The organism is Bradyrhizobium sp. SHOUNA76 (genome assembly GCF_023006445.1).
Taxonomy (GTDB): domain Bacteria; phylum Pseudomonadota; class Alphaproteobacteria; order Rhizobiales; family Xanthobacteraceae; genus Bradyrhizobium.
The window spans coordinates 1-9277 of sequence record NZ_JALBHA010000235.1 but is presented as its reverse complement, the minus strand read 5'-3'; the positions used below and the strand labels follow the sequence as shown (position 1 = coordinate 9277).

Here is a 9277-nt window from a genome sequence, read left to right as displayed (position 1 = left end):
CTCCGCTCGGTCTGGACCGATGCCTGGGACAGCGCGCCGGACAGCCCTGGCGCGCTGCCGATGCCGCTGCAGAGCATCATCAGCCGCGATGCCTTCAACTCGATCGACCGGGCCGCGGCAAGCGGCAACGCCAAGGCGCGCGATCTCGTCAGCTATTTCGTCGGCCAGGGCGTCGGCCTCATCGACAGCGTGAAATCGGCCGGCGCCGTGGTACAGGAGTTCAAGGAAGATTTTGCCGAAGCCGTCGAGCACATGAATGCGCTGGTGGCGGAGTGATGGTGTGTGTAGCCGGAGTGCCGCCCGCCGCCCATCCTTCGAGGCTCCCCAAGCGCCGCAGGCGTCGCTTGGCTCGCACCTCAGGATGACGCTTCCTCCGTAGCCGTCATCCTGAGGTGCCGTAGCGTAGCGAAGGCCTCGAAGGACAACGGCGTGCCTAAATCTGAAACGTGAAGCAAGAAGAAATGACCAAGACCAGTGCCCCCGAAGACCGCATCCCCGTCATCGTCGGCGTCGGCGAGATCGTCGATCGCCCCAAGGAGATCAGCGACGGCCTCGAGCCGCTCGACCTGCTCGAGCAGGCGCTGCGGCGCGCGGAAGCAGATGCCGGCGCGAAGCTGCTCGGCGAGGTGCAATCGCTCGACGTCGTCAACTTCCTGAGCTGGCGTTATCGCGATCCGGAGAAGCTGTTGGCGCAGCGGCTCGGCATCACGCCTGCGCATTGCTATTACGGCCCTGTCGGCGGCGAGAGTCCGATCCGCTACATCCACGAAGCGGCCAAGCGTATCGCCCGCGGCGAATGCACCGTGGCCGCCATCTGCGGCGCCGAGGCGCAGTCGACTGCGACCAAAGCCGAACGCGCGGGCGCGAAGCTGCCATGGACGCCGTTCGCCCATGACGTCGAGGAGCCCAAGCGCGGCGCGGCGTTCCAGAAACCGCTGGCGGTGAAGCTCGGCGTGTTCCGGCCCGTCACGGTCTATCCCTTCTACGAGGCCGCCTCCTCCGCGCATTGGGGCCAGACGCCGCGCGAGGCGATGGCGGAATCCGGCACGCTGTGGTCGCGTTATTCGGAAGCCGCCGCGCAAAATCCCAATGCCTGGCTGAAGCGGCGCTATACGCCTGAAGAGATCACGACGGCGACCACGGACAATCGTTTGATCGCATGGCCCTACAGCAAGCTCATGGTCGCCAACCCGAGCGTCAACATGGGCGGCGCGCTGCTGCTCACCAGCCTCGCCAAGGCGCGCGCGGCGGGTATCGCGGAGGACAGTCTGGTTTATCCGCTCGGCGGCGCCTCGGCGGAAGAACCGCGCGACTATCTCTTGCGCGACCAGTTCTACGAGAGCCATCCGCAGAATGCGGTGCTCAAGGCCGTGATGGATCTCGCCGGCGGCGACGGCAAGAGATTCGACGCGATCGAGCTCTATAGCTGCTTCCCCTGCGTGCCCAAGATGGCGCGGCGGACGCTTGGGCTTGGTGCCGACGTGCAGCCGACCGTGACCGGCGGCCTCACCTTCTTCGGCGCGCCGCTCAACACCTACATGACGCATGCGGCCTGCGCGATGGTGCGGCGTGTGCGCGACGGCGCCAAGCTCGGCCTGCTCTACGGCCAGGGCGGCTTCGTCACCAAGCATCACGCGCTGGTGGTGTCGAAGACGCCGCCGCGCGAAGCGCTGGCGCAGGAGACCAGTGTGCAGGCAGAGGCCGACCGCAACAAGCGCGCGGTGCCGGAGTTCGTGACGGAGGCAAACGGCAAGGGCAAGGTCGAGAGCTTCACGGTGCTCTATGGCCGTGGCGGCGACGTCGAGCACGGTGTGGTGATGCTACGGACTGACGATGACCGGCGCACGCTGGCGCGGATCCCGGCGAGCGATAGCGCGACGCTGGCGCATCTCTTGAATATGGAGAGGACGCCGGTCGGCTCGCTCGGCGAGATCGCGGTGGCCGCGGACGGCGTGCCGGAGTGGCGGGTGGCTTGATTTCGTGTCCCGGACGCAGTGTGGCGCGAAGTGCCGCTCCGCAATCACTCTCGTAGGGTGGGCAAAGCGAAGCGTGCCCACCGTCTCCATGTGATGGAGAAATTTCGTGGAGAAATTTCGTGGGCACGGCGCAAGAGCGTCTTTGCCCACCCTACGGCACCACTACGAGAACGCCCTAGCCCTTCGGCGCCTGCTTCTCCGACGCGGTCGCCGGCTTGGCCTTGGCGCCGACCACGCGCACCGCATCGCCGTCGGAGAGGCCGTCCGGCGGCGCAGTGATGACGCGGTCATCCGCTGCAATTCCCGAGGCGAGCTCGATCTCGCGGCCGAGGTCGCGGGCGATGGTCACGGGCTTGAACAACACCTTGTCGTCGGGCCCGACGGTCGCAACGCGCAGGCCGCTGCTGTTGAAGATCAGCGCGCTGGCGGGGATGCTGAGCGGAGCGGAGTCGCGCTGGAGATTCAGCTTCACGCCGGCATAGCCGCCGGGCATCAGCTCGCCACTCGAATTGTCGAGCCCGAGCTGCATGCGCGTGGTGCCGGAGGCAACATCGACGGCCTGCGAGGAAGCCTCCACGGTCGCCTGAAAAGTCCGGTTCGGGTATTCCGGCAGCGTGATCGTCGCCTTGGCGCCGATCTTGATGGCCGGCACGTAATTCTGGGGCACGTTGACGTAGACGCGCAGCTTGGTGATGTCGGAGACCACGAACATCGCCGGGCCCGAGCCGCCGCCGGCATTGATCAGCGCACCGACGTCGGTGTCGCGCGCGGTGACGACGCCGTCGAACGGCGCGGTGATCTTCTTGTAGCCGGCCAGCGCTTCCAGACGCTCGACGTTGGCCTTGCCCGAATTGACGGCAGCGTTCTTGTTGGAGAGATCCGCAGTGCGCTCGTCGATCTCCTGCGCGGAGACGAAATTGGAGGCGACCAGCGTCTTGCGCCGGTTCAGAGTCGCCTCCGACAGCCTTGCGCTGGCCTGCTGGCTGGCGAGGTCGGCTCGGGCTTGCAGCAATTGCTGGTCCAGGTCAGGCGCCTCGATCTCGGCGATCACCTGCCCTGCCTTGACGCGGGCGCCGATGTCGGCGCTCCAGCTCTTGAGATAACCCGACACGCGCGAGAAGATCGGCGCGCGATAATAGGCTTCCAGCCGGCCCGGCAGGTCGATGGTGGCGTTGAGGGCCTTGGCACTGGGCTGGGTCACCGCGACGCTGGGAACGGCCTGATCGTCGGTCCATTCCTTCAGCCTGGTCCCCTGCTCTTCGCGGGCGCGGATGCCGGTGCCGACGACGAGGCCAGCCGCAATCAGCACCACCACGCCGAAGATGCCCAGTTTCCGGTGCGAGACCGGGGAGCGGGGTTCAGTGGGCGACATGCGAGGTCTCCGATCGGGCGGCGGCTTTGGCGCCTTGTTTCTTGTGTACCATGCTGAACACCACGGGGACAAACATCAGCGTGGCGAAGGTTGCAAAGACCAGGCCGCCGATCACGGCGCGGCCGAGCGGCGCATTCTGTTCGCCGCCCTCGCCGAGCCCCAGCGCCATCGGCGCCATGCCGATGATCATGGCAAGCGCGGTCATCAGCACCGGACGGAACCGGACGAAGCCGGCCTCGAGTGCCGCGGCGACGGGATCGCCGAGCGCCTCGTAGCGCTCGCGCGCGAAGGAGATCACGAGCACGCTGTTGGCGGTGGCAACGCCCATGCACATGATGGCGCCCGTCAGCGCCGGGACCGACAGCGTGGTCCCGGTCGTGAACAGCATCCAGACGATGCCGGCGAGCGCGGCCGGCAGGGCGGTGATGATCACGAACGGATCGGACCAGGACTGGAAGTTCACAACGATCAGGAAATAGATCAGCACGACCGCACCCAGCAGACCGAACAACAGGCCGGTGAAAGCGCTGTTCATGGTCTGCACCTGGCCGAGCAGCACGACGGAGGAGCCCTTCGGCACTTCCTTGGCGGTGTCGGCGATTACCTGTCGGATGTCCGCGGCGACCGCGCCGAGATCGCGGCCCGAGGTCGTCGCAAAGATCTGCACCATCGACTGGATGTCGTATTGCGAGACCACCGCGCTCGAGGCCGATCGCTTGATGTCGGCAATGCCGCCGAGGATCGGCGACTGCGCATTGCCGGCCGCGGTGATCGGCAGCGTCTGCAGCGCGCTGAGCGAGTCGATCTGGTATTGCGGCGTCTGCATCACGATCGAGTAAGACACGCCGTTGTCGGGGTTGAGGTAATAGGTCGGCGCCACCTGTGAGGAGCCGGCGAGATTGACCACGAGGCTGTTGGTGACGTCGCGCTCGGTCAGACCGACATATTGTGCGCGGGTGCGATCGACATCGATGTTGAAGGTCGGCGCGTTCGGCGATTGCTGGATGCGGGCATCGGCAACGCCGGGGATCCTGCGGACCTTGGCCAGCAAATTGTTGGCGTAAGCGAAGTTGGCGGCAAGGTTGGCGCCGCGGATCTGCAGGTCGATCGGCGCCGGCGCCCCGAAGTTCAGGATCTGGCTGACGATGTCAGCCGGCAGGAACGCGAAGCTGACGCCGGGGAACAACCGCGGCAATTGCTCGCGCAGCACCTTGACGTGCTCCTCGGTCGGCTTGTGGCCCTCTTTCAGCTTGATCTGGATGTCGCCGTCCTGCGGACCGATCACGCCGGTGTTGTTGTAGGTCATGTTGATACCGGAGATCGGCATGCCGATATTGTCGGTCATGGTCTCGATCTCGCCCGGGATCAGCTTGCGGACCGCTTTCTGCACGTCGGCGAGCTGGTTGGCGGTCTCCTCGACGCGGGTGCCGACTTGCGTGCGGACATGCATCAGGATGTTGCCGGCATCGACCGCGGGAAAGAAGTTGCGACCGAGGAACGGCACCAGCGCGAAGGACAGGCCGACGACACAGATGAAGCCGATCACGAACACCGCACGGTGCGCCAGCGCGAGCCCGAGGAAGTCATGATAGCCGCCGCGGATGCGCTCGAACCGCGCCTCGAAGCCGCGCTGGAACCAGACAAAGGGATTGCGTGATCTCGGCGGCCCGCCCTCGTGATGGACATGCGCCTTCAACAGATAGTTCGCCATGGTCGGCACCAGCGTGCGCGACAGGATGAACGACCAGATCATCGCGAACATCACGGCTTCGGCCATCGGCACGAACAGGAAGCGGGCGACGCCGGTGAGGAAGAACATCGGCACGAACACGATGCAGATACACAGCAGCGACACGAAGGCCGGCGTCACGATCTGGTTGGCGCCGTCGAGGATCGACTGCTCGACCGGCTTGCCCTGCTCCAGATGGTAGTTGATGTTCTCGATGGTCACGGTGGCGTCGTCGACGAGGATGCCGACCGCGAGCGCGAGGCCGCCGAGCGTCATGATGTTCAGCGTCTCGCCGATCGCCGACAGCATGATGATGGCGCCGAGCACCGACAGCGGGATCGAGACCGCGATGATGATCGTGGAGCGCCAGCTGCCGAGGAACAACAGGATCATGACGCTGGTGAGCAGCGCCGCGATCACGCCCTCGACCGCGACGCCTTGAATCGCGCCACGGACGAACACCGACTGGTCGCCGATGAAGCCGATCTTGAGCGCGTCGGGGAGCTGGTCCTTGACGTCGATGACCTTCTGCTTGATGCCGGCGATGATATCGAGCGTCGAAGTCGCGCCCGCCTTCAGCACCATCATCAGCACGGAGCGGTTGCCGTCGACGTGGACGATGTTCGTTTGCGGCGGATTGCCGTCGCGCACGGTCGCGACATCGCGCACATAGACCATTGCGCCGTTGACGGTCTTGATCGGCAGGTTGCCGAGTTCGTCGATTTTCAGCGGCGAATTGTTGAGCTGGATGTTGTATTCGAACTGGCCGATCTTCTGGGTGCCGACCGGCGTGATCAGGTTCTGGGCCGCGAGCGCATTGGCGACGTCCTGGCCGGACAGGCCGCGGGCCTGGAGCGCGGTGGGATCGAGATCGATCTGGACCTGGCGTTGCTTGCCGCCGAACGGATAGGGGATCGCGGCGCCGGGCACGGTGACCAGCGGCGTGCGGAGCTGGTTGATGCCGATATCGGCGAGGTTCTGCTCGGTGAGGCCGTCGCCCGACAGCGCCACCTGGATGATCGGCACGGTGGACGCCGAGTAGTTCAGGATCAAGGGCGGCGTCGCGCCCGGCGGCATCTGCTTGATCAACGTCTGCGAGATCGCGGTGACCTGCGCGTTGGCGGTGCGGATGTCGACGTTGGGCTGGAAGAAGATCTTGATGATGCCAAAGCCGTTGTAGGAATTGGCCGTGATGTGCTCGATGTCATTGACCGTCGTCGTCAGCGCACGCTGGAATGGCGTCGTGATACGGCCGGACATCTGGTCCGGCGGCAGGCCGGTGTACTGCCAGACCACGCCGATCACGGGAATGCGGATGTCCGGAAAGATGTCAGTCGGCGTCCGCAGAGCAGCGAGCGGTCCGATGATCAGCAGCAGAAGCGCGAGCACGACGAACGTATAGGGCCGGCTCAGGGCAATACGGACCAGAGCAATCATGCGCCAGGCAAATCCGGGTCAAGCAAGGAAGAAATCCGTCCCCACGGGGATCCCTTTTCCCTTTACCTGAGCACCGGCGGAAACGCCAATGGCTCGCGGCTATCCCGCATTCACTTCCATGCTACCGCACTGCGAAATCGACATCGCAGCCATGCGTGCGTCAGCCTCACGCGGCGCGGACGGAGTTCAGGAACTTGCCGACTCGAGCTTGAGACGATTGGAATCGCGCGACAGCATCTGCGCCGCCGACAGTACCTGCGATCATGCTACCGATGACGAAAAGAAAAGCGAGCGGCGCTTTTGGCGCCGCTCGCTTTCTCGCAACGATGGTGTTCGCGAAGGATTTACGCCGCGCGCACGTTGGTCAGGAATTTGCTGACCTCGCTCTTCAGCCGGCCCGAGTCGTTCGACAGCATTTGCGCCGCCGACAGCACCTGTGAGGAGGCCGTGCCGGTCTCGGTCGCGCCACGCTGCACGTCGGTGATGTTGGAGGAGACCCGCTGCGTGCCCTGCGCGGCCTGCTGCACGTTGCGGGCGATCTCTTGCGTCGCCGCGCCCTGCTCTTCCACCGCCGCTGCGATCGCCGACGATATCTCCGAGAGACGCTCGATGGTCGAGGAGATCTCCTTGATGGCGCCAACCGAATCGTTGGTCGCCGCCTGGATGCCGGAGATCTGCTGGCCGATCTCGCCGGTCGCCTTCGCGGTCTGCTCGGCGAGCGCCTTGACCTCGGAGGCCACCACCGCGAAGCCGCGGCCGGCTTCACCGGCACGTGCCGCTTCGATGGTCGCATTCAACGCCAGCAGATTGGTCTGGCCGGCGATGGTGTTGATCAGCTCGACGACGTCGCCGATGCGGGACGCGGCCTTGGACAGTTCGCTGACGCGTTCGGTGGTGGCGCGCGCCTGGCCGACGGCGTCGCCCGCCATCCGCGCCGATTCCTGCACCTGACGGCTGATCTCGCCGACCGACGAGGCCATCTCTTCGGTCGCCGAGGCCACCGACTGCACGTTGGTCGAGGCTTCCTCCGACGCTCCGGCAACGGTGGTCGCCAGCCTCTGGGAGCGGTCGGCCGTCGACGTCAGCGTCGAAGCGGAGGCCTCGAGCTGGGTCGAAGCCGACGACACGGTCTGGACGATCTCGCCGATCATGGTTTCGAATTCGCGGGTGATGTTGTCGACGCGGCGACCGCGCTCGATCTTGGCTTCGGCATCCGCGGCCGCAGCCTCGTCCGCGGCCTTCTTGGCGATCAGCGCCTCCTTGAAGATCTGGAGCACGTCGGCCATGGCGCCGATCTCCGTCTTCTCTCCGCGATGCGGGACCTCGGCGGAAAGGTCGCCGTTGCCGAGCGCCTGCATCGGCTCGATGATCGAGTTGATGCCGCTCGAGACGTCGCGAACGAGATAGAAGCTGATGCCGATACCGACGATGATGGCGGCGCCCAGGATGATCGAGACCAGCATGAAGGCAAAGGAATAGCTGTCCGCCGCATCCTGCGCGGCCTGGTCACCGCCCCTGGTGTTGAGCTCGATGTCCTTGGTCAGAACTTCATCCGATGCAAGGCCGATCTTGTTGACGGTCTTGGTGTTCAGCTCCTGCGCGTCGTGCGGGACCTTGCCGGCCTCCTTGCGCGACAGCGCCATGACCTCGTCGGAGCCCTTCTTGTAGTCGTCCCAGAGCTTGGCCCAGTCGTTGTAGAGCTTCCGCTCCTCGGGGGAGGTGATCAGCGGCTCGTACTTTGCGCGCGCCTTGGCGAGTGCCTCGATCACGGTGCCGGCGGTCTTCTCGTTTGCCAGCTTGTCTTCGAGGGTCTCGGACAGCATGTGCTGGCGCACCACGTTGCGATAGGTGATCACGCTGGCGCGAAGGTCGCCCAGCACCCGGACGCTCGGCATCCAGCTCGTGGTGATGTCGACGGAGTTGGCATTCATCGACCGCATTTTCGTGACGGCGAGCAGACCCATACCTGCCATCGCGACCAGCAGGAACGCCACGACACTGATGATCTTGGCGCGGATGGAAATGGTGGCAAGCATATTGGGTCTCTTTGTACTGAAGCCGGCGGGCGTCCGGGAATTACGAATCAACCAAAGGGAGCAGCGCCGACATCCAACACCAGAGCACCTGAGCAGATGTTAACTACGACTCCGTACGAGTACGGAAGCCAGAAAGAAATGAACGGGCAGCTAAGAATGCCCTGCGCTCAGCGCATGAGGCCAAGCGCGTCCGTGAAAAACTCCGCGCCGCCGAAATTGCCCGATTTAAGGGCAAGCAACATCTCGCCCGCGTCCGCACCGACCGCGCGCAGGACCGGGACACCCGGGGCGATCTCTACTCCGACGAGAAATCCAGGAATCTTCAACCGGTCGACCACGGCACCGGACGTCTCACCGCCGGCAACGATCAGGCGCCGGACGCCGGCCTGCACCAGGCCTTCGGCGATGTCGGCCATAGCCTGCTCGATGGCATGCCCGGCCGCATCGCGGCCATGGCGTGCCTGAACGGCGGCAACGGCTTCCGGTGTCGCGCTCGAAGCGATCAGAACAGGACCATCCGCCAGCTGCGGCCGGGCCCAGCCGAGCGCGCGCTGCGCCTCGCCCCGGCCTGAGACAATCTGCTCCGGGTCGAGATGTAACACCGGCATGACGCGTTCGGCATTGGCGATCTGCTGAAGCGTCGCCTGCGAGCAGCTTCCGGCAAGGCAGGCCGCCGGTCCGCCGACCGCCGCGCCTGCCGTGCTGCTCGCAGCAGCCGATTTGACCT

At 65.2% G+C, this 9277-nt stretch carries 6 protein-coding genes and 1 pseudogene; 3 read left to right on the top strand and 4 right to left on the bottom strand.

The features are described from left to right. Both MOV74_RS22245 and MOV74_RS22240 read left to right on the top strand, forming a co-directional pair. Window positions 1-276 (top strand): annotated as a pseudogene (locus MOV74_RS22245) (nitronate monooxygenase); the annotation flags it as partial. A gap of 185 nt (window positions 277-461) precedes the next feature. After that, a complete protein-coding gene (locus tag MOV74_RS22240; RefSeq protein ID WP_246926805.1) occupies window positions 462-1976 on the top strand; it encodes an acetyl-CoA acetyltransferase in 1515 nt (504 codons plus the stop codon). 175 nt (window positions 1977-2151) lie between these two features. Here MOV74_RS22240 and MOV74_RS22235 read toward each other — a convergent pair whose 3' ends face one another. After that, window positions 2152-3348 (bottom strand): efflux RND transporter periplasmic adaptor subunit, encoded by a 1197-nt coding sequence (locus MOV74_RS22235; RefSeq protein ID WP_246926802.1) that lies wholly within the window; start codon window positions 3346-3348, stop codon window positions 2152-2154. After that, entirely contained in the window at window positions 3335-6514 is a 3180-nt protein-coding gene (locus MOV74_RS22230; RefSeq protein WP_246926799.1) for an efflux RND transporter permease subunit, read from the bottom strand. Before MOV74_RS22230 ends, MOV74_RS22235 begins: the two co-directional genes overlap by 14 nt. 88 nt (window positions 6515-6602) lie before the next feature. Here MOV74_RS22230 and MOV74_RS22225 point away from each other — a divergent pair, with 88 nt between their 5' ends. After that, the gene (locus MOV74_RS22225; protein ID WP_246926796.1) at window positions 6603-6893 is read left to right on the top strand and encodes a hypothetical protein; all 291 of its coding nucleotides are present in this window, start codon (window positions 6603-6605) and stop codon (window positions 6891-6893) included. On the opposite strand, the gene MOV74_RS22220 is transcribed toward MOV74_RS22225, so the two are convergent. Further along, on the bottom strand, window positions 6859-8550 hold the full coding sequence (locus MOV74_RS22220) for a methyl-accepting chemotaxis protein (RefSeq protein WP_246926794.1): 1692 nt from the start codon (window positions 8548-8550) through the stop codon (window positions 6859-6861). The genes MOV74_RS22225 and MOV74_RS22220 overlap by 35 nt on opposite strands. A gap of 167 nt (window positions 8551-8717) precedes the next feature. Then, window positions 8718-9277 (bottom strand): nucleotide-binding domain containing protein (locus MOV74_RS22215; RefSeq protein ID WP_309486826.1); only part of this gene is annotated, 560 nt, incomplete at its 5' end.